The sequence below is a fragment of the Nocardia sp. NPDC050413 genome, assembly GCF_040655475.1.
GTDB lineage: Bacteria > Actinomycetota > Actinomycetes > Mycobacteriales > Mycobacteriaceae > Nocardia > Nocardia coubleae.
Genome location: NZ_JBFAJZ010000002.1, coordinates 458606 through 484513 on the forward strand (window position 1 = coordinate 458606; position 25908 = coordinate 484513).

A 25908-nucleotide genomic window follows, 5' to 3' on the forward strand; every position below is an offset into this window, starting at 1 on the left:
GCCGGGCGGCAAGTTAGTTCGAGGAGTAGTGCGATGAGTGAAGTGAACGCCCCCGTTGTCGGCGTGGCATTGAGTGCCCTCGGCGTAGCACTGATCCGGGAAATGGAGTCGCGCCGACCGGACCGGCTCTACGACGACCCGCTGGCCTCGGCTTTCGTAGCGGCAGCACGTGACGACTTCCGCGGCACCGATGGGGGTGCCGCGCGCTGGTCGCGGGTCGAGGCGCTGGCCGAGCAGTTCTTCCCGGGCCGCTCGGTAGGCGTGCGTCTCGTCGACGATCAGGTCGCCGACGCGGTCGCCGCCGGATGCCGCCAGCTCGTCCTGCTCGGCGCCGGTCTGGACACCCGGGCCTTTCGCCTGGGGCTGCCCGCCGATGTCACCGTGTACGAACTCGACCTTCCCGCGCTGTTCTCCTTCAAGGAACCTGTGTTGCGCGCGACGGGCGCCATACCGACGACCCGCCGTCGGATCCTCCCGATCGATCTACGCGAAGAGTGGGCATCACGGTTGCGGGACACCGGCTTTCGGCCCGACCAGCCGACAGTGTGGATCGATGAAGGCGCGCTTCCCTATCTTCCCGCGGCCGATCATCGGCGAGCCGTCGCCACGCTCACGGACCTCTCGGCACCGGGCAGCAGGTTCGGTCTCAGCCGATTCACCGTCGACGCCGACGCACCGCACTACGTCGAACTGCGCAGACTCGTTTCCGGTGACGAGGAAGCCGCAGCTCCGCTGTCCGACGGCGAGCGGCCCGGCCGGCAATGGCTCGTCGACCACGGATGGCGAACCGAGTTCCGTGCCTGGGACGACATGATCGCTCCGCTCGGGCGAGAGGTCGCGGTGCACGACCCACACGTCGGCGTCGTCCACGCCGTGCGTGAGTAGCGCTCCCGCGTGACACGGATAACGGGACCGGCACGCGCCCCGGCCGAACACCGCGAAACGCCCTCGCTCGCAGGGCTTTCGGCGCCGCTGTGATCGCCGGCGCAGCAGTGCGCCGCGGTGGCCGGTCGTGGCCGTGCTCACAGGCGGCCCTACCTGGTCAAAGGGCGCGGCGGGCGCTGATAAGCTGACGGGCGAGTGAGACATCCTTTAACGGACCGTCCGGTGAGGCGGGGAAGGAGGTCGGCATGGCTGTGCCCGAACGGGCGGCCAAAACCGGCGCGGGCGAAACATCCCAGCGGCACACCCCGGAGTGGGTGGCGGCCGGGCGGGAGCTGTTGTCGCCGTCGGATGTGCAACGCACCGTCGCGCGCATCGCGCACCAGATCATCGAGAAGACCGCCCTGGATTCCGGCGACGCCGACGCACCGCGGGTGGTTCTCATGGGAATCCCCACGCGCGGCACCACCCTGGCCAACCGGCTGGCGGACAAGATCGAGGAGTTCTCCGGCGTCCGGCCCGCGCTCGGCTCGCTCGACATCACCCTCTATCGCGACGACCTGCGCAGCCGTCCGCACCGTCCGCTGGAACGCACCTCGGTGCCCGACGGCGGCATCGAGAACTCCCTTGTCGTCCTTGTCGACGACGTGCTGTTCTCCGGACGCACCGTCCGCAGCGCCCTCGACGGCCTGCGCGACCTCGGCCGCCCCCGCGCCGTGCAACTGGCGGTCCTCGTCGACCGAGGCCACCGCGAACTGCCGATCCGCGCCGACTACGTGGGCAAGAACGTGCCGACCTCGCGCGCCGAGGACATCTCGGTACTGCTCACCGAACACGACGGCCACGACGGCGTCTACCTGCATCAGGAGGCGAAATGAAGCACCTGCTGACCGTCGCCGACCTGGATCGGGCCGCCGCAACCGAACTGCTCGACGAAGCCGAACGCTTTGAACAGGCCCTGCTCGGCCGCGAAGTGAAGAAGCTGCCGACCCTGCGCGGGCGCACCGTGATGACGGTGTTCTACGAGAACTCCACCCGCACCCGCGTCTCCTTCGAGGTCGCCGGTAAGTGGATGAGCGCCGACGTGATCAATGTGAGCGCGTCGAGTTCGTCGGTCTCCAAGGGCGAATCGCTGCGCGACACCGCGCTCACCCTGCACGCCGCGGGCGCCGACGCGCTGATCGTGCGCCACCCCGCCTCGGGCGCGGCGCACCAGATCGCGCGCTGGATGGAACAGTGGGCCCGCGAGGAGAACCGGCAGGCCCCGTCGATCATCAACGCGGGCGACGGCACCCACCAGCACCCCACCCAGGCCCTGCTCGACGCGCTGACCCTGCGTCAGCGCCTCGGCGACATCGAGGGCAAGCGGGTGGTGCTGGTCGGCGACATCCTGCACAGCCGGGTCGCCCGGTCCAACGTCGTGCTGCTCAACACCCTCGGCGCCGAAGTGGTGCTGGTCGCGCCGCGCACACTGCTGCCGGTCGGGGTCGACGCCTGGCCCTGCCGGGTCGCGACCTCCCTCGATGCCGAACTGCCCGGCGCCGACGCGGTGATGATGCTGCGCGTGCAGGCGGAGCGGATGAACGGCGGGTTCTTCCCGTCGGCCCGCGAATACTCGATCAACTACGGATTGTCCGAGCGCAGGCTCGCGCTGCTCGACGACGACGCGGTGGTGCTGCACCCCGGTCCGATGCTGCGCGGCATGGAAATCGCCTCGGCCGTCGCGGACTCACCGAAAGCCGCTGTGCTGCAGCAGGTTTCCAACGGTGTGCACATGCGGATGGCCGTGCTGTTCCGGCTGCTCGTCGGTCAGGAGGAAACGGTATGACAGAGCTGCTCATCAAGAACGTCAAGCCCTACGGTGAGGGCGAGCCGGTCGACGTGCTCGTGCGCGGCACCGTCATCGCCGAGATCGGTTCCGGTCTCACGGCCGCCGACGACGCCGAGATCATCGAGGGCAACGGCCAGATCCTGCTGCCCGGCTTCGTCGACCTGCACACCCACCTGCGCGAACCCGGCCGCGAAGACACCGAGACCATCGAAACCGGTTCCGCCGCGGCCGCTCTCGGCGGGTACACCGCTGTGTTCGCGATGGCCAACACCAGCCCGGTCGCCGACTCGCACGTCATCACCGATCATGTGTGGCGGCGCGGCCAGGAGGTCGGCCTGGTCGACGTGTTCCCCGTCGGCGCGGTGACGGTCGGCCTGGAAGGCAAGCAGCTCGCGGAGATGGGCACCATGGCCGCCGGTGTCGGCCAGGTCCGGATGTTCTCCGACGACGGGCACTGCGTCTACGACCCGCTCATCATGCGGCGCGCGCTCGAGTACGCGAACTCGCTCGGTGTCCTGATCGCCCAGCACGCGGAGGAGCCGCGCCTGACCAAGGGCGCCGTCGCGCACGAGGGTCCGAACGCCGCTCGGCTCGGTCTGGCCGGCTGGCCGCGGGCCGCCGAGGAGTCGATCGTCGCGCGCGACGCCCTGCTCGCCCGCGACGCCGGTGCCCGCGTGCACATCTGCCACGCGTCCACCGCGGGCACCGTCGAGCTGGTGAAATGGGCCAAGTCCCAGGGGATTTCGATCACCGCCGAGGTCACCCCGCACCACCTGCTGCTCGACGACTCGCGCCTCGAGACCTACGACGCGGTCAACAAGGTGAACCCGCCGCTGCGCGAGGCCTCCGACGCCGCCGCGCTGCGTCAGGCCCTGGCCGACGGGATCATCGACTGCGTCGCCACCGACCACGCTCCGCACGCCGAACAGGACAAGTGCTGCGAGTTCGCGGTGGCGCGCCCCGGCATGCTCGGCCTCGAGACGGCCCTGTCGATCATCGTGCAGACGATGGTGCAGCCGGGTCTGCTCGACTGGCGCGGTGTCGCGAAGGTGATGAGCGAGAAGCCCGCCGCGATCGTCGGACTCGACGACCACGGCCGCCCGATCGCCGTCGGCGAACCCGCCAACCTCACCCTCGTCGACCCCGACGCCGAGTGGACGGTGCGCGGCGCCGAACTGGCGAGCATCTCGAACAACACGCCGTTCGAGGACATGACGTTCCCGGCCGAGGTCACAGCCACCGTGCTGCGCGGCCGGGTAACTGCCCGCGAGGGCAAGGCGGTCGGGATCTAGGGAGGCCAGGACGTGGAGAGAACGCTGTGGGTAGTCGGGCTGCTGGCGGTATTCGTACTGTGCCTGTGGCTGATGTACCGGGCCTGGCAGAAGAAAGCCGCGAGCCAGCAGTCGCGGATCGGTGACCTGCCGACCGTGCCCGCCGAACTGGGTGCGCAACTGCTGGAGCCGACCACCGGTCTGTACCTGGGCAGCACCTTCGCACCCAGCTGGCAGAACCGGATCGCGGTCGGTGACCTGGGGTTCCGTGCGACCGCCGAACTGACGCGGTTCGAACGCGGGATCCTGCTCGAACGCGACGGGGCGACGCCGATCTGGATTCCCCAGGAATCCGTGACGGCCGTGCGCACCGAGCGCGGACACGCGGGCAAAGTGATGACGGACAATGGTGTGCTGGTAATTCGCTGGACACTGCCGACCGGAACCGAGATCGATACCGGATTCCGGGGCGACGACAAGACGGTGTACCCGGCATGGACCGCGGATGCGACCAGGGTGACGACGGGAGACGAGACGAATGACGAAAGTTAAGGCAGCCCTTGTGCTGGAGGACGGCCGCGTGTTCCGCGGTACCGCCTTCGGCGCCGAGGGGCAGACCCTGGGTGAAGCGGTGTTCTGCACCGCGATGACCGGGTACCAGGAGACCCTCACCGATCCCAGCTACGACCGCCAGATCGTGGTGGCCACCGCCCCGCAGATCGGCAACACCGGCTGGAACGACGAGGACGACGAGTCCGGCAAGATCTGGGTCGCCGGCTACGCCGTGCGCGACCCTTCGACGATCTCGTCGAACTGGCGCGCCACCGGCACGCTGCAGGATCAGCTCGACAAGCAGAACGTGGTCGGCATCGCCGGTATCGACACCCGCGCGGTCGTGCGCCACCTGCGCACCCGCGGGTCGATGAAGGCGGGCATCTTCTCCGGTGCCGCCCTCGCCGGCGACGAGGAACTGCTCGCCCGCGTGAACGGTCAGCCGTCCATGCTCGGCGCGGACCTGGCCGAAGAGGTCAGCACCGACGGCATGTACACCATCGAGCCGGTGGGCGATCACCGCTTCACCGTCGTCGCGGTCGACCTCGGCATCAAGACCAACACCCCGCGCATGTTCGCCGAACGCGGTGTGCGCACCCACGTGGTGCCGTCGAACACCTCCCTCGACGACATCCTGGCGCTGAACCCCAACGGTGTGTTCCTCTCGAACGGCCCCGGCGACCCGGCCACCCAGACCGGCGCGATCGCGCTCACCCAGGGTGTGCTCGAGCGCGGGATCCCGCTGTTCGGCATCTGCTTCGGCAACCAGATCCTGGGCCGGGCACTGGGCCGCGAGACCTACAAGATGAAGTTCGGCCACCGGGGGATCAACATCCCGGTCGTCGAAGCGGGCACCGGCCGCATCTCCATCACCGCGCAGAACCACGGCTTCGCCCTGGAGGGCGAGAAGGGCGAGCAATTCGACACGCCCTTCGGCAAGGCCGAGGTCTCCCACGTCTGCGCCAACGACGGCACCGTCGAGGGTGTGCGACTGATCGACGGTCGCGCCTTCTCGGTGCAGTACCACCCCGAGGCCGCCGCAGGCCCGCACGACGCCGCATATCTGTTCGACCGTTTCGCCGGTCTCATGGAAGGAGCCTGATGCCTCGCCGCGAGGATCTGAAGCACATCCTGGTGATCGGCTCTGGCCCGATCGTGATCGGCCAGGCGTGCGAATTCGACTACTCCGGTACCCAGGCGTGCCGGGTGCTGCGGTCGGAGGGACTGCGCGTGTCGCTGGTGAACTCCAACCCGGCGACCATCATGACCGACCCCGAGTTCGCCGACTCCACCTACGTGGAGCCGATCACCCCGGAATTCGTCGAGAAGGTCATCGAGAAGGAACGCCCCGATGCGATCCTGGCGACCCTCGGCGGGCAGACCGCGCTCAACACCGCGGTCGCGCTGCACGAGAACGGGGTGCTGGCCAAGTACAACGTCGAGCTGATCGGCGCCGACTTCGACGCCATCCAGCGCGGCGAGGACCGGCAGAAGTTCAAGGACATCGTCGCCAAGGTCGGCGGTGAGAGTGCCCGCAGCGCCGTCTGTTACACGATGGACGAGGTGCGCGCCACCGTCGCCGAACTCGGCTACCCCGTGGTCGTTCGCCCCTCCTTCACCATGGGTGGCCTCGGCTCGGGCATGGCCTACAACGAGGAAGACCTCGACCGCATCGCCGGTGGCGGCCTGTCGGCCTCGCCCACCGCGAACGTCCTGATCGAGGAGTCCATCCTCGGCTGGAAGGAATTCGAGCTCGAGCTCATGCGCGACGGCCGCGACAACGTGGTCATCGTCTGCTCCATCGAGAACGTCGACCCGATGGGCGTGCACACCGGCGACTCGATGACCGTCGCCCCCGCGATGACGCTCACCGACCGCGAGTACCAGAAGATGCGCGACCTGGGCATCGCCATCCTGCGCGAGGTCGGCGTCGACACCGGCGGCTGCAACATCCAGTTCGCGGTGGACCCGAAGGACGGTCGCCTGATCGTCATCGAGATGAACCCGCGCGTCTCGCGTTCCTCGGCGCTGGCGTCGAAGGCCACCGGCTTCCCGATCGCCAAGATCGCCGCCAAGCTTGCCATCGGCTACACCCTCGACGAGATCGTCAACGACATCACCGGCGAGACCCCGGCCTGCTTCGAGCCGACCCTGGACTACGTCGTCGTGAAGGCGCCGCGGTTCGCGTTCGAGAAGTTCCCCGGCGCCGACGCCACGCTGACCACCACCATGAAGTCGGTGGGTGAGGCGATGTCGATGGGCCGCAACTTCTCCGAGGCGCTCGGCAAGGTGCTGCGCTCGCTCGAGACCAAGGCGGCCAGCTTCTGGACGGCCGAGGACGGGCAGTGGGCGCCCAAGGATCCCAGCGATCCGGCCTCGGTGCGCGAGGCGATCGAGGCGATCCTCGCCGACCTGCGCGTGCCTACCGAAGGTCGCATCTACCAGGTGGAACGGGCCTTGCGCTACGGCGCCTCGATCGAGGAAGTCGCCGCCGCCTCCGGTGTGGACCCCTGGTTCGTCGCCGAGGTCGCCGCCCTGGTCGAGTTGCGCCAGGAGGTGCTCGACGCGCCTGTTCTCGACGAAGACCTGCTGCGTCAGGCCAAGCACTACGGCCTGTCGGACCGTCAGCTCGCCGCCCTGCGGCCCGAGCTCGCCGGTGAGGCGGGCGTGCGCTCGCTGCGTCACCGCCTGGGTGTGCGCCCGGTGTACAAGACCGTCGACACCTGCGCCGCCGAGTTCGAGGCCAAGACCCCGTACCACTACAGCTCCTACGAGCTGGATCCCGGCGCGGAGTCCGAGGTCGCGCCGCAGCGTGAGCGCGACAAGGTGATCATCCTCGGCTCCGGCCCGAACCGCATCGGTCAGGGCATCGAGTTCGACTACTCCTGTGTCCATGCGGCGCAGACGCTGTCGGACGCCGGGTACGAGACGGTGATGGTCAACTGCAACCCCGAGACCGTCTCCACCGACTACGACACCGCCGACCGCCTCTACTTCGAGCCGCTGACCTTCGAGGACGTGCTCGAGGTGTACCACGCGGAGTCGGAATCGGGCACCGTCGCCGGTGTCATCGTGCAGCTCGGCGGCCAGACCCCCCTCGGTCTGGCGCAGCGGCTCACCGACGCCGGTGTCCCGGTGGTCGGCACCTCCGCGGCCGCGATCGACCTGGCCGAGGACCGCGGCGAATTCGGTGACGTGCTCGTCGCCGCCGGACTGCCCGCCCCCAAGTACGGCACCGCCACCACGGTCGAGCAGGCCAAGAAGATCGCCGCCGAGATCGGCTACCCGGTGCTGGTCCGCCCGTCCTACGTGCTCGGCGGGCGCGGCATGGAGATCGTCTACGACGAGAAGTCGCTCGAGGGCTACATCTCCCGCGCCACCGAACTCAACCCGGACCACCCGGTGCTCGTCGACCGGTTCCTGGAAGACGCCATCGAGATCGACGTCGACGCCCTGTGCGACGGCGAGGAGGTCTACCTCGGCGGCGTGATGGAACACATCGAGGAGGCGGGCATCCACTCCGGTGACTCCGCCTGTGCGCTGCCCCCGATCACCTTGGGCCGCAGCGACATCGAGGCCGTGCGCCGCTCCACCATCGCGCTGGCCAAGGGCATCGGCGTGAAGGGCCTGCTCAACGTGCAGTACGCCCTCAAGGACGACGTGCTCTACGTCCTCGAGGCCAACCCGCGCGCCAGCCGGACGGTGCCGTTCGTGTCCAAGGCCACCGCGGTGCCGCTGGCCAAGGCGTGCGCTCGGGTGATGCTGGGCGCCACCATCGCCGAGCTGCGCAAGGAAGGCATGCTGCCGCCCGAGGGCGACGGCGGCCACGTGCCGCTCGACGCGCCGGTCGCGGTCAAGGAAGCCGTGCTGCCCTTCCACCGGTTCCGTCGTGCCGACGGCTCCGGTGTGGACTCGCTGCTCTCCCCGGAGATGAAGTCCACCGGCGAGGTCATGGGCATCGACGCCGACTTCGGCACCGCCTTCGCCAAGAGCCAGGCCGCCGCCTACGGCTCGCTGCCCACCCAGGGCACGGTGTTCGTGTCGGTCGCCAACCGCGACAAGCGCGCCATGGTGTTCCCGATCAAGCGCCTGCACGACCTCGGCTTCCGCATCCTCGCCACGGCGGGCACCGCTGAAACCCTGCGCCGCAACGGCATTCCGTGCGAACAGGTGCGCAAGCACTCCGACCCGGCGACCACCGATCCGGCCACCGGCATGCCGGAGGCCTCCATCGTGGAGCAGATCCGCGACGGCGAGATCGACATCGTGTTCAACACCCCCTACGGCAACTCGGGCCCCCGCGTGGACGGCTACGAGATCCGCACCGCCGCGGTGGGCGCGAACATCCCGTGCATCACCACCGTGCAGGGCGCGGCGGCCGCGGTGCAGGGCATCGAGGCGAGCATCAACGGTGGTCTCGGGGTGCGTTCGCTGCAGGAACTGCACTCGAAACTGCGTGGCTGACATGACATTCGGTCACCGGTTGCAGCACGCCATGCGGCAGTTCGGTCCGGTGTGCGTCGGCATCGACCCCCACCCCGCCCTGCTGCGGGCGTGGGGGCTCGGCGAAGACGTCGACGGGCTGGAGGCGTTCGCCGAGATCTGTGTCGAGGCCTTCGACGGTCGCGTCGCCCTGGTGAAGCCGCAGGTCGCGTTCTTCGAGACCTACGGCTCCGGCGGCATCGCGGTCCTGGAACGCACCATCTCGGTGCTGCGTGCCTCGGGCACCCTGGTGCTCGCCGACGCCAAGCGCGGCGACATCGGCTCGACCATGGACGCCTACGCGCACGCCTGGCTCGGTGACGGGCCGCTCGGTTCCGACGCCGTGACGGTCTCGCCGTACCTCGGTTTCGGGTCGCTCGACCCGGCACTGAGCCTGGCCGAGGCCAACAACCGTGGCGTGTTCGTCCTGGCGGCGACCTCCAATCCCGAAGGGGCGCAGCTCCAGCGGATCACGGCGGCCGACGGGCGAACGATCGCGCAGACGATGGTCGACGAGGCCGCCGCACGCAACACGGGCGACGGATTCGGCTCCGTCGGGGTGGTCGTCGGCGCGACGCTCACCGAGGCGCCCGACCTGTCGAAGCTCAACGGGCCCATCCTCATGCCGGGAGTGGGCGCCCAGGGCGGGGGAGCGGACTCGATCCGCGCGCTCGTCCCCGAGGCGAACCTGTCGGCGGTCGTCCCCAACGTGTCGCGCGAGGTGCTCAACGCGGGCCCGTCGGTGACGGCGCTGTGCGACAAGACCGCTCAGCTGCAGGAGGAGTTCGCCTTCCTGCGGGCCTGATATCTGATGTGACGGAGCCGGAGTGGCGTGCGAGCCGCTCCGGCTCCGTTGTCGTACCCCCGTAAGGGTGCTGAAATGGCCTCTGGCGCAATTGTTTTCGCGTTCCGGGCGGTCCGGGTGGATCGACGCGTTCAGGCGGCGACGAGGGCGTTCCTGGCCCGCCACCAACCGAACGCGCCTGCCCCCACCGGGACGAGCAAGGTGACGAACCCCGACAGCGGTTGGTAGATCAGCCCGCACGCAGTCACCAGCGCCAGCGTGCCGAGCACCGGCGCGGGCACGAACCCGCGCGCCCGTTCCAGGTCGATCATGGCCAACCCCAGGCCGACGCCGACCACGCCGAACAGGGTGAACCAGAACGACAGCTCCGTGTCCTGATCGCCTGCCGCCAGCAGTGCGATGCCCATGACCGTGTGCACGCTCGCGATGAAGATCAACGACGCCCCGGCGAGCGGAAAACGAGTTTTTGAATTCATATTCATAAACTGTGCCACTAGGCTGACGCGGTGGCAAGACCCCGTCTCTTCACCGACGATCAGGTGCTCGACGCCGCCCGTGACCTGCTCGCCGACCCGGCCGTCGCCAGGCCGTCGATCGCCGCCATCGGCAAAGCCGCGAGCGTGCACTCCGGCTCCATCTACGTGCGTTTCGCCTCACGTGACGAACTCCTCGCCCGGTTGTGGCTGCGTTCGATCCGGCGCTTCCACGAGGGTTTCGTCGCCGCGCTGCGCGGGCCGGAGCCGCTGCTGTCGGCGGCCGTCTTCCTGCCTCGCTACTGCCGTGAGCACCCCACCGAGGCCAGGGCGATGAAGATGTTCCATCGGGAACAATTGCTCGACGTCGGGCCCGAGGAGCTGCGCACCGCGATCGCGGGCGTCAACGACGAGATGCAGGCCGCGCTGCTGGCCGCCGTGTCGACCGAATTCGGGGTCGTGGACGACGAGTTTCTGGCGATCGCCGAGGCGGCGGTGAAGGCGATTCCGTACGGATTGGTTCGCGACTACATCGCCCGCGCCGCCCCGATTCCGGGCTGGATCGACGAGGTGACCGCGACCGCCGCGGGGGCCGTGCTCGACCGATTTCGGGCCCGCAAGTGACGACACGCGGTACGAAAACGTGCGACACGCGCATAAATTCGGGAAAGTCGCTGGTCGCGCCGCACCGGGTTTGCCGGACCGGCCGACCGTGCTCACGCTACCCGGTGGCTAACATCGCCCAAAACGGTATAACCGCAGGTCCAGGCATGTTTCCGAAATTCGGCGGTACGATCGGATGGCGGGAATCCGACCTCGCCGCATCATGCCCGCGCGCGCCATACGGCATCCGTAATCCGCCCCTGACCTGGGGGTCGGGTTCGCAATCGGCGGGCACCGTGGGTACGGTCGCACAGACCGTCCGGGTAACCGGCGGTAGATCTAGCAATGAACGATGAGACGGAGGAACCCGTGGCCCTTCCCCAGCTGACTGACGAGCAGCGCGCCGCTGCTCTGGAGAAGGCGGCTGCCGCTCGCCGCGCTCGGGCAGAGCTCAAGGAGCGCCTGAAGCGAGGCGGCACCAACCTGAAGCAGGTCCTCACCGACGCCGAATCCGACGAGATCCTCGGCAAGATGAAGGTGTCGGCGCTGCTCGAGGCTCTGCCGAAGGTGGGCAAGGTCAAGGCCGCCGAGATCATGACCGAGCTGGAGATCGCCCCCACCCGGCGTCTCCGTGGCCTGGGCGACCGTCAGCGCAAGGCGCTGCTGGCTCGCTTCGACTTCGACTCCTGATCCAGGTGGTCGAACAACACACGCGGAAGGGCCGACTGGTTGTACTGGTCGGCCCCTCGGCCGTCGGCAAGTCCACGGTCGTGCGGTGCGTGCGGGAACGTCTGCCCGAGCTGGTTTTCAGCGTCTCGGCCACCACCAGGGCCCCGCGCCCCGGCGAGGTCGACGGACGCGACTACCGCTTCGTTTCCCGAGCCGATTTCGACGCCATGATCGAGGCGGACGAACTGCTCGAATGGGCGGACATCCATGGGGGGTTGCAGCGATCGGGCACCCCCGCGGCGCCGGTGCGTGCGGCACTGGACGCCGGACGATCGGTACTGCTCGAAGTCGACCTGGCCGGTGCGCGGTCGGTCCGGCAGGCGATGCCGGAAGCGCTGCTGGTGTTTCTCGCCCCGCCGAGCTGGGAAGAACTGGTCTCGCGGCTGCGTTCACGCGGTACCGAGACCCCCGAGGTGATCGAGCGCAGGCTCGAGACCGCCCGGGTCGAATTGGCCGCACGTGACGAGTTCGACACGGTCATTGTGAACGCCGAGGTGACGACCGCCTGCGAGCAGTTGGTATCCTTGTTCGTTAGCACAAATTCGAGTTCTTGACCCACTAAACCGCAGGAGCCTCCCCTAGTGAGCACGGACATCACCGCTGCACCCGCGTACGACACTCCCATCGGCCTGACCAACCCGCCGATCGATGAGCTGCTCGAGCGCACCTCGTCCAAGTACGCCCTCGTGATCTACGCGGCCAAGCGCGCCCGGCAGATCAACGACTACTACAACCAGCTCGGTGACGGCATCCTCGAGTACGTCGGCCCGCTCGTCGAGCCGGGTCTGCAGGAGAAGCCGCTGTCGGTCGCCATGCGCGAAATCCACTCCGACCTGCTCGAACACACCGAGGGCGAGTGACAATCCCCAGCCGGGAGGCGTAAAGACCATGCGGATCGTCGTCGGGGTCGGCGGGGGCATCGCCGCTTACAAGGCGTGTGCCCTCGTTCGCCGTTTCACCGAGACCGGGCACCAGGTGAAGGTCATCCCCACCGAGGCCGCGCTGCAGTTCGTCGGCAAGGCGACCTTCGAGGCGCTGTCCGGTCAGCCGGTGCACACGGACGTGTTCACCGACGTGCCCGAGGTGCCGCATGTGCGGATCGGCCAAGAGGCCGATCTCGTCGTCATCGCCCCCGCCACCGCGGATCTGATGGCCCGCGCCGCCCAGGGGCGCGCCGACGATCTGCTCACCGCCACCTTGCTGACGGCCCGATGTCCGGTGTTGTTCGCGCCCGCGATGCACACCGAGATGTGGGAGCATCCGGCGACGGTGGCCAATGTCGCGACGCTGCGCGCGCACGGCGCCAACGTCATGGAACCCGCGTCGGGCCGGCTCACCGGTACCGACACGGGTCCGGGACGGCTGCCGGAACCGGAGGAGATCTTCGGTCTGGCCTCGCTGCTGCTCGAGCGCGCCGACGCACTGCCCCGCGACCTGACCGGTCGCCGCGTGGTGATCACCGCAGGTGGGACGAGGGAACCTCTCGACCCGGTGCGTTTCCTCGGCAACCGCAGCTCCGGTAAACAGGGTTACGCCCTGGCCAGGGTCGCCGCCCAGCGTGGCGCCCAGGTGACGCTGATCGCGGGCAACACCATCGAGCTCGCCCCGCCCGCCGCGGTCGAACTGGTCCACATCACCACCGCCGAACAGCTCAAGACGGCCGTCGACAAGCACGCCGTGGGCGCCGATGCGGTCGTCATGGCCGCCGCGGTCGCCGATTTCCGTCCGACCCACGTGGCGGCAGCGAAGATCAAGAAGGGCGCCGACGAACCCGACGTGATCCCGTTGACCAAGAACGCCGACATCCTCGCCGGTCTGGTCGACGCCCGCACCGAGGGCAGGCTCGACGGCACCGCGATCGTCGGTTTCGCCGCCGAGACCGGGGACGACAACGGTGACGTGCTCACCCACGCCCGCGCGAAACTGGCCCGCAAGGGCTGCGACCTGCTCGTGGTCAACGCGGTGGGTGAGGGCAAGGCGTTCGAGGTCGACACCAACGACGGGTGGCTGCTCGGGGCCGACGGCACCGAGGTGGCACTCGATCACGGCTCCAAGGCGCTGCTGGCGAGCAGGGTGCTCGACGCGCTCGTCCCGCTGCTGCGCTGACCGGGTAAAACCGCCGTTCGTGCGCGAAAACCGTTGCGCCGCAACGATCTCGCGCAGTGTACCGCGCACGGGTGTGTTCGTGGTGTGGCTTGTCCTAACCCGCCACCTTGTCGGTGGTTTGGAATAGTCTGAAGAGAAGTAACCCGTTGAGGGAGAGGGAATAACTGTGCGTACGACAGGTAGTCGGCTATTCACCAGTGAGTCTGTGACCGAGGGCCATCCGGACAAGATCTGTGACGCGATCAGCGATTCCATCCTCGACGCATTGCTCGCCGAGGATCCGGGCAGCCGCGTCGCGGTGGAAACCCTGGTCACCACCGGCCAGGTCCATGTCGCGGGCGAGGTGACCACGTCGGCCTACGCCGATATCCCGCGGATCGTGCGCGAGAAGGTCCTCGAGATCGGGTACGACTCCTCCGCAAAGGGTTTCGACGGCAACTCCTGCGGTGTCAACATCGCGATCGGCGCGCAGTCGCCCGATATCGCCCAGGGTGTCGACACCTCGCACGAGGCGCGCGTCGGCGGGTCCGACGACGAGATCGAACGCCAGGGCGCGGGCGACCAGGGCCTGATGTTCGGCTACGCCACCACCGACACCCCCGAGCTGATGCCGCTGCCGATCGCGCTCGCGCACCGGCTCTCGCGCAAGCTCACCGAGGTCCGCAAGTCCGGCGTGCTGCCCTACCTGCGTCCCGACGGCAAGACCCAGGTCACCATCGAATACGACGGTGACCGCCCGGTCCGCCTCGACACGGTTGTCATCTCCACCCAGCACGCCGCCGATATCGACCTGGACAACCTCCTGGCCCCCGATATCCGCGAGAAGGTCGTCGAGGCGGTCATCGCCGATCTGGAGATCCCGTCGCTCGACACCTCCGACATCCGCCTGCTGGTGAACCCGACCGGCAAGTTCGTGCTCGGTGGCCCGATGGGTGACGCCGGTCTGACCGGTCGCAAGATCATCGTCGACACCTACGGCGGCATGGCCCGCCACGGTGGTGGCGCGTTCTCCGGCAAGGACCCGTCGAAGGTCGACCGTTCGGCCGCCTACGCCATGCGCTGGGTCGCCAAGAACGTGGTGGCCGCCGGTCTGGCCGACCGCGTCGAGGTCCAGGTCGCCTACGCCATCGGCAAGGCGGCGCCGGTCGGTCTGTTCGTCGAGACCTTCGGCACCGAGAAGGTCGACCCCACCCGCATCTCGACCGCCATCTCCGAGGTGTTCGACCTGCGTCCGGGCGCGATTATCCGCGATCTGGATCTGCTGCGCCCGATCTACGCGCCGACCGCGGCCTACGGTCACTTCGGCCGCACCGATGTCGACCTGCCCTGGGAGCACACGGACCGCGCCGACAAGCTGCGCGCGGCCGTCGGCCTGTAGTACCCACGGCCCGCGTGACCGCGGACGAACCATCGACAGCATCGGGACACCCGATCGCCCGGGTGCTCCCGCTGCTGTCGCCCGCGCACCTCGACCGCGACTTCGACTACCTCGTCCCGCCCGAGCTGGACGAGATCGCCCAGCCCGGTGTGCGCGTGCGCGTCCGCTTCGCCGGCCGCCTCGTCGACGGCTATCTCCTGCAACGCCTTTCGTCCACCGAGCACACCGGAAAAATGGTGAAGCTCGAGCGCGTGGTCTCCCCGGAACGCGTCCTCACCCCGGAAATCCTGCGCCTGGCCACCACCGTCGCCGCCCGCTACGCGGGCACCCGCGCCGACGTCCTTCGCCTGGCCATCCCACCCCGCCACGCCCGCACCGAAGCGAGCGGTTCGACCACCACCCCGAAGAAGTCCGCCGCCCGCGTGGGAGAGACGCGCACTGAGGACGCGGACTCTTCTACAGCGTCCACGCGGTCTTCCCGCGTCACGGCCACATCACCCGACGAGACCGCCGCACCGCTGAGAGTCGATGGCACCGCGACCGGACTTTCCGAACCGGTAGCTGAATCTGGCACTACCGCAACGAAATCCAGCGCTGCGTCCGCTCGCCGGCCGGCTGCATCCAGCGCTACCGACCGCACCGGCGACTCGATCGGATCTGTCGACGGCCGACCCAGTTCTGCTGGTAGGGCTGACCGTACTGCTGAAACAGAGGCTTCCACCGGCGGCGTAGCTGATGCGGCCGCTGACCGCACCGGTCAGGCGGTGGTAGCTGTCCGCGGCGCTCCCGATTCCGCTGATGCGATCGGTACCGAGGCAGGTTTCGGCGGCGGGACGACTGGAGCTACGGCCAACGTGGCCGAATCCGATTCAGCCACAACGGAATCGGCACCGGATGTCGATGTGTCGGCCTGGGAGCGGTATCTGCACGGCGGGGCGTTCGTGGCGGCGTTGCGGCAGGGGAAGGGGCCGCGGGCGGCGTGGCAGGCGATGCCGGGGGAGGACTGGGCGGCTCGGTTGGCCGAGTTGGCGGCGACGGTGGTCGCGGCTGGGCGCGGGGTGGTGTTGATGGTGCCGGATCAGCGGGATCTGGATCGGCTGCTCGCGGAATGTGTTCGGCTGGTGGGGGATTCGGCGGTCGGGTTGTCCGCGGGGTTGGGCCCTGCGGCGCGGTACCGGCGATGGCTGTCGGTGTTGCGGGGGCAGGCGCGGATCGTGGTCGGCACGCGAGCCGCGGTGTTCGCGCCGGTGCGTGACCTCGGGTTGATCGCCATCTGGGACGACGGTGACGACACCTACGCCGAACCGCGCGCACCGTATCCGCACGCCCGTGAGGTCGCGATGCTGCGCGCCCACGAGACCGGCGCCGCCTTCGTGGCCGCCGGTTTCGCGCGCACCGCCGAGATCCAGGCGGTTGTCGAAACCGGTTGGGCCCACGACCTTCTCGCCGAACGCGCGACCCTGCGCGCGGTGATGCCCCGGATCAGCGCGCCCGGCGACAGCGATTTCGCCCTGGAACGCGACGCGCTGGCCAGAGCCGTGCGCATCCCCGGCGTGGCCTTCACCGCCGCCCGGGCCGCGATCAAGGAGAACGTCGCGGTTCTGGTTCAGGTGCCGCGGCGTGGATACGTGCCGTCGCTGGCGTGTGCCAAGTGTCGAACCCCCGCCCGGTGCCGGCATTGCAACGGCCCCTTGGCCTTACCGCATTCGAGCAATGGTGAAGCAGCCAGCCCGCACTGCAAATGGTGCGGCATCACGGAGGCGGCGTTCCGCTGCCAGGCGTGCGGGGCGCGCGCGCTACGGGCGATGGTGATCGGCGCGGCCCGCACCGCGGAGGAGCTGGGCCGGGCCTTCCCCGGTGTGCCGATCCGGACATCCGGGGGCGGCGACATGCTCGACACCGTGGAGCCGGGCGCCCAGGTCGTGGTCGCCACCGTCGGCGCCGAGCCCGTGGTGCGCGGCGGATACGGCGTGGCCCTGCTCCTCGACGGCTGGGCCCTGCTCGGTCGCGCCGACCTGCGTGCCGCCGAGGACACCCTGCGCCGCTGGATGGGCGCCGCCGCCATGGTCCGCCCCCGTGGCCAGGTGATCGTGATGGCCGAACCGTCCCTGCCCACCGTGCAGGCCCTGGTCCGCTGGGACCCGGTCAACCACGCCGCCGCCGAACTCGAGGCCCGCGCCGAGGTGGGCTTCCCCCCGGCCGTCCGCATGGCCGCCGTCGACGGAACCACCGAGTCGATCGCCGAACTGCTCGAGGCCGCCCAACTGCCCGACCAGGTGGAGATCCTCGGCCCCGTCCCCCTCCCACCCACGGCCCGCAAGCCGTTCTCCGGCGCCGACGAACCCGCCGAAGTGGAACGCATGCTCCTGCGCGCCCCCCGCTCCGTCGGAACCCCCCTGTCGCGCGCGCTCACCGCCGCCCAGGGCGTCCGCAGCTCCCACCGCTCCGACGCCCCACTCCGAGTCCAGATCGACCCGGTCGACATCGGCTGATCCGCCAGGCCCACTCCGGGTCCTCTCCCCGTCGGCCGAGTCGATGTGGTCCGCGGCCGCCGCGTCGAAATCGACACGCCCTCGGCGCCCCCGACAGGAAGTCAACTGGTTCCGCCCCGGCCGATTTCGGGCGTCGATCGCGTCGGCCGGGTCGACGTCTGCTGCGGTCAGGGCCGATTCCAGTGCCTTTCCATCTCGACGCGGAGGGGATCAGCTGGTCAGGTCCTGCTCCCTGCGCGCGGGGTTCAGCGGAACATCGCGGCGTGCCGCTGCGCCCACTGGGCGTAAGACGTGGCCGGGCGGCCGAGGACCCGTTCGATATCGGTGCTGACCTGCTGCTCCGCGGGGGTCGGTGTGCCGAGGATGGTGAGGGTGTGGTCGGCGACTGGTTCGGGCATGAAGTGCAGCATGTTCTGTTTCGCCTGGTCGGGTGTCAGTTCGACGAAGGTGATCGGCTCTTCGACCGCCGCGGCGAGGGCGGCCGCCTGTTCCCGTGGACTCACCACGGCGGGGCCGGTGAGCATGTAGGCGTGTCCGGCGTGGCCGTCCTCGCGCAGGGCCGCGGCCGCGACGGCGGCGATATCGGCGGGGTCGACCGAGGGCAGGCCGACATCGCCGAAGGGAGCCGCGACCGTGCGGGCGGTGCGGACGGATTCGAGCCAGGCGAAGGTGTTGGAGTTGAACGCGCCCGGTCGCAGCGCGGTCCATTCGAGGTCGGAGGCCGCGAGGGCCCGCTCGAAGGCGATCGTTCGCGCGTACCCGGCGGACTCGGGCCGGGTGACCGCGCCCTGGGAGGACACGAAAACCACCCGGCGCACACCGGCCGCCGACGCTGTTTTCAGCACCTGTTCCGGTTCGGGTCCGCCCATCAGCTGCGCGCCCGTGATGAGCAGGAACAGCGCGTCCGCGCCGGCGAGTGCAGGGGAGAGGCTGTCGAGGTCGCCCAGATCGGCGACGACGTGCTCGACGCCCGTGGGCAGGTCGACGGGCGAGGTGCCACGCGAGACCGCACGAACCGGCTCTCCCGCCTGGTGCAGTACCTCGACCAGCTGACGTCCGATATTGCCGGTCGCACCGGTGACAACGATCATGCTCACTCCTGAGTTAGTTGACTGACTAAACAGAACGTAGCACCAGAATCCGCACCCTGTCTATAGTTAGTTGCATGACTGACTCACAAACGCGGGTTGCGCCGAAAGCGGGGAAGCGGGAACGCCTCGTCGAGGCGGCCGCGCGGGTGTTCTACGAGCAGGGCATCGAGAAGACGACCATCGCCGATATCGCCACCGCGGCCGACGTCCCGGTCGGCAACGTCTACTACTACTTCAAGACGAAGGACCAGTTCGTCCACGCCGTCATCGAGACCCATGCGAGCACGCTGGCCGAGGTCGTCGCGAAGCTCGCGCCGTTGCCCGGACCGGCCGAGCGGTTGAAGGCGATGGTCGACTCGTGGGTGGACCAGCGTGACCTCGCCGCCCGTTTCGGTTGCCCGACCGGCTCACTCGCCGCCGAACTCGACAAGCGACCCGACGGTTTCGGGGGTGAACCGGCGCGGCTGATGAGCCTCCTGATCGACTGGGCGCGCGATCAATTCACCGAACTCGGCAGGCCCGACGCGGCGGAACTCGCGGTGGCCTTCGTCGCGGCCTATCAAGGAATTTCCTTGATCACCAACACATTTCGCGATCCTGACCTCATGGCTACCGAGGGCGACCGGCTCAAGCGGTGGATCGATGAGGTCGCCGGTCGGGACTGATCAGGCCCGGGCGCGGACCGGTCGTTTCTGTCCGGTTCGTGGCCACCGAGGTCGGGGGCGGCGACGGCGCTGTGGTATGACCGGATGACCCTGCCCGATGACGTGCGGCGGGCCTGCGGAGAGGACCGTGGTGGAGTTCTTCAGGATGTCCGACGGTGAGTTCGTGCCGACGGAAGTGGCGATCAGCCGCTGGTCGCCCAATCAGCTGCACGGTGTCGCGGTGTGCGGCCTGCTCGCGGTGGAGGCCGAGAAACACAGTCCTGGCGAAGGTTTCGTGCCGGCCAGGTTCACTGTCGACCTGTTCCAGCAGGTGACGACCGACCCGATCTCGCTGCACAGCGAAGTGGTGCGCGACGGCAACCGCATCAAGGTCGCCGATGTCCGGCTCGTGCAGCAGGGGCAGACGCGCTCGCGCGCCACCGTCACCTTCCTCGCGGCCACCGACGACCCGCCCGGCACCGTCTGGCAGCCCGATCTGGAACTACCCGTCCCCGAGCAGCGCATCGACGAGCCGGGCGGCGCCGCACCGCTGTTCAAATCCGGTGCGGGCGACTGGCTCACCGATTTCCGCACCACCCGCGACGCGGAACGCAAGGTCACCTGGAACAACCTGCCGACCCTCGTCGCGGGTCAGCCCTTCTCGCCCTTCCAGCGCGCCGCCGCCAGCGGCGACCTCACCAACCTCGTCTGCCACTGGGGTTCGCACGGTGTCGGCTACATCAACGCCGACATGACCCTCAGTCTCTCGCGCCTCCCCGAGGGGGTGGAGCTCGGTCTGCAAGCCCTCGATCACACCTCTCGGGCAGGCGTCGCGGTGAGCAGCGCCGTCCTCTACGACCGCCGGGGCAAACTCGGCACCGCCACGATCACCGCCATCAGCAACGACCGCCGACGCTCACCCTCGACCACGGAGAGCAAGCCGGTCGCGGTGGCCGCCGAGTAGCTCGCTCACCTTTCCGCAACCCCACCGCACTCGCGGGCAGGGGTGATCCGGTGCTGCCGTGAGGCGGCGCACAGCAAGAACACCCTTGCGCTAGATGCATTGCCGATATATCGTCGATAACGTCAACATGAAACGAACACGCCGAGGAGGCTGTTATGCACGACGATCGACAAAGAGAATTCGGACACTTCGAACGAGGACGCGGTCAGGGGCACCCGGAATTCGGGCCCGACCGCAGGCACTTCCGGCGCGGTGGCCGCCACGGTCACGGCCCGGAATTCGGACCCGGCTTCGGCCCGGGATTCGGTCCCGGTTTCGGCCCGGGCTTCGGCCGGGGGCGCGGTCGCGGCGGCCGTGGCAGGCGCGGTGACGTCCGCGCCGCGGTCCTGTTGCTGCTCGCCGAACGACCCATGCACGGCTACGAACTGATCCAGCAGATCCGCGAGCGCAGCGACGACATCTGGCGTCCGAGCCCGGGTTCCATCTACCCGGCATTGGCCCAGCTCGAGGACGAGGGACTGGTCCTCATCGAGAAGGTGGCCGGGCGCAAAACCGCGCAACTCACCGAGGCGGGCAAGGCCTATGTCGAGACCGAGCGTGACGAGCTCGGCGACCCCTGGGCCGAGGTCCGGCAGGACGTCGGCGCCCAGGCGCTCGATCTGCGTGGCCTCGTCGGCCAGGTGATGGGTGCGGTCGGTCAGGTCGCCCAGGTCGGTACCCCGGAACAAGCCGCGCGAGCGGCCGAGGTGCTCACCGAGACCCGCCGGGCGCTGTACCGGATCCTCGCCGAGGACGACATCGCCGCGACCGGTGACGCAACCCCCGATAAATGAGGGCGGCGTGAACCCCCCTTTCGAGGTGCGTTTGCCCAGGCAATGGAGTAAATCATTGGGGTATGGAACAACCGCGAGGTCTGTGGGGTTGGGGATCATCACAATGGGGAAGGGCGGTGTCGCGGACGGCGCTCGCCTGCGCGGCGGTGATCGGGGCGGCACTCGCCCCGGTCGCCACCGCGGAACCGCCGGGCTACCGTCCGGCAATCGTTCCAAGCCAGCCGGGTCCGGCACAGTCCGACCACCTGGCTGCCGCCCGCTACATCAGCGACCATCCCGACGCGGTTCCCCTGGGCGTCAACAACTTCGGCTGTGAGCCGAGTGCCGAGCGCCCGCGCCCGGTCGTGCTCGTCCACGGTACCGATTCGAGTGCCTACTCGGACTGGTCGGGTATCGGCCCGCAACTCGTGGCGGCAGGCTTCTGTGTGTTCGCGCTGAACTACGGTGGTGCGCCCGGCGCCGACACCTACGGCACCGAGGACATGCGCGTCAGCTTCGCCCAGCTCGCCGCCTTCGTCGAGCAGGTGCGCGCCGCTACCGGGGCGGCCGAGGTCGACCTCGTCGGCTTCTCGCAGGGGGCCAATGTCAGCCGGTACTACGTCAACAAGCTCGGCGGCGCCGAGGTGGTGAACACCTGGGTGGGGCTCGCCTCCCCGAGCTACGGCGGCGTCATGTACGGCCTCGTTCCGGTCGGTCAGGCGGTGCCGGGCATGATGGACGTGTACGCGAAGGTGACCTCCACCGCCGCCGTCCAACAGGCGCAGGGCGAGCCGATCATGGTCGAACTGAACGCGGGCGGCGACACCGTGCCCGGTGTCCGTTACGTCACTGTCGGCAGCCGAGTCGACGAGATGATCCAGCCGTTCGAGAACATCGCCCTGCGCGGGCCGGGCGCGGAGAACCTCGTCCTCCAGGACCTGTGCCCCGACGACCTGACCGGGCATTTCAACCTCGTCTACGACCCGTTCGTGCAGCAACTGCTGCTGCGGGTGCTCGACCCGACCCGGCCCGCGCCGGTCTGCACGCCGGTGCCGCTGGGGACGGGCATCCCGCAGGTCATCATCGCAGGCAACTCCTGACGGCCGCGCCGGTCGGAACCACCCCGGCGGGTCTCTAGAATGGGACGACCGCACATCGTCCAGCCGGGAGCCGCCGTGACCATTCAGCCTGTTCGCCTGTTCGGCGATCCCATCCTGCGCTCGCGTGCCGACGAGGTCACCGAGTTCGGCGCCGAGCTCGCACAGCTCGTCACCGATCTCACCGAGACCATGCACGACGACGGCGGCGTCGGGATGGCGGCGCCGCAGATCGGCGTGGGGCTGCGGGTCTTCGTCTACGACACCGGCGACGCCGCCGGGCACGTGGTGAACCCGGAGTGGACCGCGATCGGTGAGGACGAGCAGGTCGGGCCGGAGGGCTGCCTGTCGATCCCCGGCGTGCGCTACGACGTGCGCCGGGCGCTGCGGGTGCGCGTCACCGGGGTCGACAAGACCGGTGCGCCGGTCGAATTCGACGCCGACGGGCTGCTCGCGCGGTGCGTGCAGCACGAGCACGACCACCTCGACGGTGTGCTGTTCGTGAACCGGCTCGAGCCGGCCGACCGCAAGGAAGCGATGCGGACCATCCGCGAATCCGACTGGTTCCGTGCCGGTGTCACCGTGCGTGAATCCAGCGGTGTCGGCGGTGGCCGCTGATGCGTCTCGTCTTCGCGGGCACCCCCGAACCGGCTGTTCCCTCGCTGCGGCGGCTGCTCGACAGCGAGCGCCACGAGGTGGTCGCGGTGGTCACCCGGCCCGACGCGGTCGCCGGTCGCGGGCGCAAGATCATGCGCTCACCGGTCGGTCGGCTGGCCGACGAACACGGCATCCCGGTGCTCACTCCGGGCAAACCGTCGGAACCGGAGTTCGTCGAGGCGCTCACCGCGCTCGCCCCGGACTGCTGTCCGGTGGTGGCCTACGGTGCCCTGCTGCCCCAGCAGATCCTCGACATTCCCGCGCACGGCTGGATCAACCTGCACTTCTCGCTGCTGCCCGCGTGGCGTGGCGCGGCGCCGGTGCAGGCCGCCATCCTCGCCGGTGACGAGATCACCGGTGCCAGCACCTTCCAGATCGAGGCAGGGCTCGACACCGGGCCCGTCTACGGCGTGATGACCGAGAAGATCGGCCACACCGACACCTCGGGTGAGCTGCTCGCGCGGCTCGCCGAGGCAGGCGCGGTACTGCTCGAGAAGACCATGGACGGTGTGGAAGACGGGACGCTGCAAGCGATTCCGCAATCCAACGACGGCGTGTCCTACGCCCCGAAGGTGACCGTCGAAGCGAGCCGCATCCGGTTCGACGAGCCCGCCCTGGCGATCCACCGCCACATCCGCGCCGTCACCCCGGCGCCCGGCGCGTGGACCGAGGTGAACGGGCTGCGCCTCAAACTCGGCCCGGTGGAGCTGGTGGAGGAAACCTTGCCCGAAAGCGAGATCGAGGTGCGCAAATCCGGCGTCTTCGTCGGCACGTCGACCACCGCGGTCCGCCTCGGCCAGGTCCAACCACCCGGCAAGAAGATGATGAACGCCCTCGACTGGGCGCGCGGCGCCCGTCTCGCACCGGGCACGGTGATCGGATGAGCGAGCGCAGCGAGCGAACGATGAGCACAGCTGCCCAGGCAATCATGCCGGAGCCGAGCGTCAGCGAGGTGCGGCCATGAGTGCCTCCGACCGCAGGCGTCGGCGCGAAGCCGACCAGCGCAGCGGCGCCGCACCACGCGACGACCGCAAGATCACCGGCAAGAACGTCGACGGCGGCTGGGCCGCCCGCGCCGCCAAGGGCCGCGACAACAAGGCCCCCCGTGCCGAGGACGACCGTCGCCCGCGTCGTGGCGACAGCGACGCCCGAGGGTGGGACTACAACCGCCGCGGCCCCGAGCGCGGCGACGACACCCGCCGCCCGGCTGCCGGGCGCCGCCGGGACTCCGGCGCTGCCCGCGACGACCGTGGGCCGCATGATGCGGGTCCACGTGGTGTGGATGATCGCCCGCGGGGCCGCGACAAGGACTTCGGTCGCTCCGACGCCGCCGACCGATCCGGGCGGCGGGGAGACGGCGGTGCGGAACGGCGTGGTTCGGTCGCCGGAGCGGAGCGCTTCGGCGATGCGAGCCGTTCCGGTAGTGGGCGCGAAGGGGATTCGCGTGGAGCTCGGGGTGGGCAGGCAGCCGAGCGGGGCGGCGACGGCGGCCGTTTCAGCGATTCGCGCGCACCACAGGGTGGGAAGCGAAGCGACCGGACCGGTGGCGCACGGCAGGGTCAGGGTGGTGGCAAGCCGGCCGGGCAGCGGAGTGAGCGGCAGCGGGCCGATCGGCCGGATCCGAGTGTGCCGAGTCCGCGCAAGCGGCGCGGTGAGCCGGTGGACGTGGCGCGGGAGGTGGCCCTCGACGTGTTGCGGGCGGTGCGCGAACGCGACGCCTACGCCAACCTCGTGCTGCCGAAGTTGTTGCGGGAGCGCAGGATCAGCGGGCGTGATGCCGCGTTCGCGACCGAACTCACCTATGGTGCGTGCCGGTCGCAGGGGCAGCTCGATGCCGTGATCGCGGCGTGCGCGGGTCGTCCGGTCGGTGAGATCGACGGGCCGATCCTCGACATCCTCCGCCTCGGCGTCTACCAGCTGCTGCGCACGCGGACCAGCGCGCATGCCGCCGTCGACACCTCCGTCGATCTGGCCCGTGCCGAATTCGGCCAGGGCCGTGCCGGTTTCGTGAACGCGGTGCTGCGCCGGGCGGGGGAGAAGACCGCCGAGCAGTGGATCGCGGAGCTGGCACCGGCCGATCCGGTCGGCAAGCTCGCCTTCGAATACGCGCACCCCACCTGGATCGCCCAGTCCTTCGCCGACGCGCTCGGTGCGCAGGCGGGCGAACTGTCCGACCTGCTGGCCGCCGACGACGAACGTCCGGTGGTGCACCTGGTTGCGCGTCCCGGTGAGATCACGTCCGAGGAATTGGCGCTGGTCACCGGCGGCGAGGAAGGTCGCTGGTCGCCGTACGCGGTGTACCTCGACGGCGGCGATCCCGGTCAGCTCGAACCGGTGCGCGAGGGAATCGCCGCGGTACAGGACGAAGGTTCTCAGCTCGTCGCGCTGGCCTTGAGCCGGGCACCGCTGGAGGGTCCCGATCAGGGTCGCTGGCTCGACCTGTGCGCCGGACCCGGCGGTAAGGCGGCGCTGCTCGGCGCGCTCGCCGCGATCGACCTGTTCACCGTCGATGCGGTTGAGCCGTCGGAGCACCGCGCCGAACTGGTCCGCAAGTCCACCCGCGACCTGCCCGTCACGGTGCACGTGAAGGACGGCCGCGACACCGGTCTGGAACCCGGCTACGACCGCATCCTGGTCGACGCCCCGTGCACGGGCCTCGGCGCGCTGCGCCGCCGCCCCGAGTCCCGCTGGCGCCGCACCCCCGCCGACGTCCCGGAACTGGTCACCCTGCAGCGCGAACTCCTCACCGCCGCATGGGATCTCCTGCGCCCCGGCGGCGTGGTCGTGTACTCCACCTGCTCCCCGCACCTGTCCGAAACCGTCGCGGTGGTCGCCGATTTCGTCCGCCGCACCGGCGCCGAACAACTCGACACCCGCGAACTCCTTCCCGGCGTCACCGACCTCGGCGAAGGCCCCTCGGCCCAACTCTGGCCCCACCGCCACGGCACCGACGCGATGTTCCTGTCGGCCTTGCGCAAGAAGTAGACCCGAAACCACCGCATGCTGTGGCGGTGCGATCCGTCCTTGCTCGCACCTCCA

The 25908-nt window shown here is 69.4% G+C and carries 24 protein-coding genes; 22 read left to right on the plus strand and 2 right to left on the minus strand.

Annotation, left to right across the window (positions count from 1 at the left end; translation table 11 throughout):
• Positions 1-33: 33 nt before the first annotated feature.
• The 8 genes from AB0I19_RS08125 to pyrF all read left to right on the plus strand — a co-directional run bounded on the left by AB0I19_RS08125 (position 34) and on the right by pyrF (position 9823).
• Positions 34-885 (plus strand): SAM-dependent methyltransferase, encoded by an 852-nt coding sequence (locus AB0I19_RS08125; protein WP_357146008.1) that lies wholly within the window; start codon positions 34-36, stop codon positions 883-885.
• A gap of 245 nt (positions 886-1130) precedes the next feature.
• The gene (gene pyrR, locus AB0I19_RS08130) at positions 1131-1760 is read left to right on the plus strand and encodes a bifunctional pyr operon transcriptional regulator/uracil phosphoribosyltransferase PyrR (RefSeq protein WP_357146009.1); all 630 of its coding nucleotides are present in this window, start codon (positions 1131-1133) and stop codon (positions 1758-1760) included.
• Positions 1757-2710, plus strand: coding sequence for an aspartate carbamoyltransferase catalytic subunit (locus AB0I19_RS08135; RefSeq protein ID WP_067493606.1), 954 nt, complete (start codon positions 1757-1759; stop codon positions 2708-2710). The genes pyrR and AB0I19_RS08135 overlap by 4 nt, the downstream gene beginning before the upstream one ends.
• On the plus strand, positions 2707-4005 hold the full coding sequence (locus AB0I19_RS08140) for a dihydroorotase (RefSeq protein ID WP_357146012.1): 1299 nt from the start codon (positions 2707-2709) through the stop codon (positions 4003-4005). Before AB0I19_RS08135 ends, AB0I19_RS08140 begins: the two co-directional genes overlap by 4 nt.
• 12 nt (positions 4006-4017) lie before the next feature.
• Positions 4018-4536, plus strand: coding sequence for a transporter (locus AB0I19_RS08145; protein ID WP_067636064.1), 519 nt, complete (start codon positions 4018-4020; stop codon positions 4534-4536).
• Entirely contained in the window at positions 4523-5638 is a 1116-nt protein-coding gene (carA, locus tag AB0I19_RS08150) for a glutamine-hydrolyzing carbamoyl-phosphate synthase small subunit (RefSeq protein ID WP_067493613.1), read from the plus strand. Before AB0I19_RS08145 ends, carA begins: the two co-directional genes overlap by 14 nt.
• Entirely contained in the window at positions 5638-9000 is a 3363-nt protein-coding gene (carB, locus tag AB0I19_RS08155; RefSeq protein WP_357146016.1) for a carbamoyl-phosphate synthase large subunit, read from the plus strand. The genes carA and carB overlap by 1 nt, the downstream gene beginning before the upstream one ends.
• Position 9001: 1 nt before the next feature.
• On the plus strand, positions 9002-9823 hold the full coding sequence (gene pyrF, locus AB0I19_RS08160) for an orotidine-5'-phosphate decarboxylase (RefSeq protein ID WP_357146702.1): 822 nt from the start codon (positions 9002-9004) through the stop codon (positions 9821-9823).
• A gap of 131 nt (positions 9824-9954) precedes the next feature.
• Here the strand turns inward: pyrF and AB0I19_RS08165 are convergent, their stop codons facing one another.
• Positions 9955-10299: a DUF6463 family protein gene (locus tag AB0I19_RS08165; RefSeq protein WP_357146019.1), complete on the minus strand. Its 345-nt coding sequence runs from the start codon at positions 10297-10299 to the stop codon at positions 9955-9957.
• Positions 10300-10329: 30 nt separating this feature from the next.
• On the opposite strand from AB0I19_RS08165, the gene AB0I19_RS08170 reads away from it, so the two are divergent.
• From AB0I19_RS08170 to AB0I19_RS08200, 7 genes are all read left to right on the plus strand, one after another.
• Positions 10330-10920, plus strand: coding sequence for a TetR/AcrR family transcriptional regulator (locus tag AB0I19_RS08170; RefSeq protein ID WP_357146022.1), 591 nt, complete (start codon positions 10330-10332; stop codon positions 10918-10920).
• A 348-nt stretch (positions 10921-11268) separates the two neighbouring features.
• Positions 11269-11589, plus strand: a complete 321-nt coding sequence (gene mihF / locus AB0I19_RS08175; protein ID WP_030203531.1) for an integration host factor, actinobacterial type — start codon at positions 11269-11271, stop codon at positions 11587-11589.
• A gap of 5 nt (positions 11590-11594) precedes the next feature.
• Complete coding sequence (gene gmk / locus AB0I19_RS08180) at positions 11595-12182, plus strand: guanylate kinase (RefSeq protein WP_357146025.1); 588 nt, start codon at positions 11595-11597, stop codon at positions 12180-12182.
• Positions 12183-12209: 27 nt separating this feature from the next.
• The gene (gene rpoZ / locus AB0I19_RS08185) at positions 12210-12488 is read left to right on the plus strand and encodes a DNA-directed RNA polymerase subunit omega (RefSeq protein ID WP_067493623.1); all 279 of its coding nucleotides are present in this window, start codon (positions 12210-12212) and stop codon (positions 12486-12488) included.
• 28 nt (positions 12489-12516) lie between these two features.
• Positions 12517-13734, plus strand: a complete 1218-nt coding sequence (gene coaBC, locus AB0I19_RS08190) for a bifunctional phosphopantothenoylcysteine decarboxylase/phosphopantothenate--cysteine ligase CoaBC (RefSeq protein WP_357146027.1) — start codon at positions 12517-12519, stop codon at positions 13732-13734.
• A gap of 166 nt (positions 13735-13900) precedes the next feature.
• Positions 13901-15112: a methionine adenosyltransferase gene (metK, locus tag AB0I19_RS08195; RefSeq protein ID WP_084476608.1), complete on the plus strand. Its 1212-nt coding sequence runs from the start codon at positions 13901-13903 to the stop codon at positions 15110-15112.
• A 14-nt stretch (positions 15113-15126) separates the two neighbouring features.
• Positions 15127-17604 carry a primosomal protein N' gene (locus tag AB0I19_RS08200; protein ID WP_357146030.1) on the plus strand — a complete coding sequence of 826 codons (2478 nt, stop codon included), beginning with the start codon at positions 15127-15129 and terminating at the stop codon, positions 17602-17604.
• 245 nt (positions 17605-17849) lie between these two features.
• On the opposite strand, the gene AB0I19_RS08205 is transcribed toward AB0I19_RS08200, so the two are convergent.
• Positions 17850-18695, minus strand: a complete 846-nt coding sequence (locus tag AB0I19_RS08205) for an NAD(P)H-binding protein (protein WP_357146033.1) — start codon at positions 18693-18695, stop codon at positions 17850-17852.
• A 74-nt stretch (positions 18696-18769) separates the two neighbouring features.
• Between AB0I19_RS08205 and AB0I19_RS08210 the strand changes: the two genes are divergently transcribed.
• The 7 genes from AB0I19_RS08210 (at position 18770) to AB0I19_RS08240 (ending at position 25854) form a co-directional block, all read left to right on the plus strand.
• A complete protein-coding gene (locus AB0I19_RS08210) occupies positions 18770-19360 on the plus strand; it encodes a TetR/AcrR family transcriptional regulator (RefSeq protein ID WP_357146035.1) in 591 nt (196 codons plus the stop codon).
• A 145-nt stretch (positions 19361-19505) separates the two neighbouring features.
• On the plus strand, positions 19506-20303 hold the full coding sequence (locus tag AB0I19_RS08215; RefSeq protein WP_357146038.1) for a thioesterase family protein: 798 nt from the start codon (positions 19506-19508) through the stop codon (positions 20301-20303).
• Between the two features lie 155 nt (positions 20304-20458).
• A complete protein-coding gene (locus AB0I19_RS08220) occupies positions 20459-21136 on the plus strand; it encodes a PadR family transcriptional regulator (protein ID WP_067493635.1) in 678 nt (225 codons plus the stop codon).
• A 146-nt stretch (positions 21137-21282) separates the two neighbouring features.
• Positions 21283-22215 carry an alpha/beta fold hydrolase gene (locus tag AB0I19_RS08225; protein WP_357146705.1) on the plus strand — a complete coding sequence of 311 codons (933 nt, stop codon included), beginning with the start codon at positions 21283-21285 and terminating at the stop codon, positions 22213-22215.
• 75 nt (positions 22216-22290) lie between these two features.
• Positions 22291-22830 (plus strand): peptide deformylase, encoded by a 540-nt coding sequence (gene def, locus AB0I19_RS08230; protein WP_067493859.1) that lies wholly within the window; start codon positions 22291-22293, stop codon positions 22828-22830.
• A complete protein-coding gene (gene fmt, locus AB0I19_RS08235) occupies positions 22830-23753 on the plus strand; it encodes a methionyl-tRNA formyltransferase (RefSeq protein ID WP_067636047.1) in 924 nt (307 codons plus the stop codon). The genes def and fmt overlap by 1 nt, the downstream gene beginning before the upstream one ends.
• 742 nt (positions 23754-24495) lie before the next feature.
• Positions 24496-25854 carry a transcription antitermination factor NusB gene (locus AB0I19_RS08240; protein ID WP_357146707.1) on the plus strand — a complete coding sequence of 453 codons (1359 nt, stop codon included), beginning with the start codon at positions 24496-24498 and terminating at the stop codon, positions 25852-25854.
• Positions 25855-25908 lie beyond the last annotated feature (54 nt).